Annotated in this window: 1 protein-coding gene; it reads right to left on the bottom strand. The window is 59.9% G+C overall.

The features are described 5' to 3' along the window. On the bottom strand, positions 1–862 hold an 862-nt coding region (locus KR51_RS16760; RefSeq protein WP_022609346.1), incomplete at its 3' end, for a transposase. Positions 863–873 lie beyond the last annotated feature (11 nt).

Raw genomic sequence — 873 nt, 5'->3', positions numbered from 1 at the left:
CTGACCGCAGACGCACAGCGGTCAGTTCAAAAGCCCCCGATTTGCTGTCGAGGAATAGTTCCTCCACTGCAAACCGCAGGCTGTATTGCCAGAAGGTCTGCAGGGAGGGAGTTTCGTCGGTGATAACCGCCCAGGGTTCGCGGGCACCGCGCACGTTGGCTAGGGCGAGATGACTGCAGTAGGTGCCCTGGCTCCAGAGGCGGACGTCCCTCACCAGCTTGGCTTCTCCTTTTTTGGGCCACAACTGCCGCACCTCAACTGGATAGCGGTATGGACCGTGGATGCTCACGTCACCGGGCAAGCGCAGGCAATAATGCCAAGAGCTTTGCTGTAGCCATTGCAGCAGGTCTTGGTTGGCGAAGCCCCGGTCTGCCAACAGCATGACGTCCGGGAAAGTGCATAGAATCCGCTGGGCTAGCTGCAGCAGACCCCGATAGGCAGGAAAGGCGACAGCGGCACTATTGTGCTCGAGCACCTTCCACAACAGCGGGACGGCCCGTCCGCAGCAGACCACCGATAGGTGCACCATACAGAACCGATTCCAGAGCACCGTCGTATCCAGGACCAGGTAGAGACGCCGACCCTGCCATTGTCGCAAAGCTCCCAGGAGCAGAGGCACGTAGAGCGCTGGCACGCGAATGCGAGGGTTGTTCAAGAAGCGGTGCCAGCGACGCTGGGAGCTCTGGGCCTGCTGGGCGCGACTGCGAATGTGGGCTTCCCAGGCGGTGAGGTTCAACCGTTCGCTACCAATGAGACCCAGAACCATCCAAGCCAAGGTGACGAGGTGACGCAGATCTTGGTAGCCACAGTGCTGTTGCAACCAGGTAAACAGTTGGCGGTAAACAAGCAGGGTAGCGGGCATACTCTCTCAGT

Origin of the sequence: Rubidibacter lacunae KORDI 51-2 (assembly GCF_000473895.1) — a bacterium.
In the GTDB taxonomy this organism is placed as follows: Bacteria; Cyanobacteriota; Cyanobacteriia; order Cyanobacteriales; family Rubidibacteraceae; genus Rubidibacter; species Rubidibacter lacunae.
This window is presented reverse-complemented; position numbering and strand designations above follow the sequence as displayed.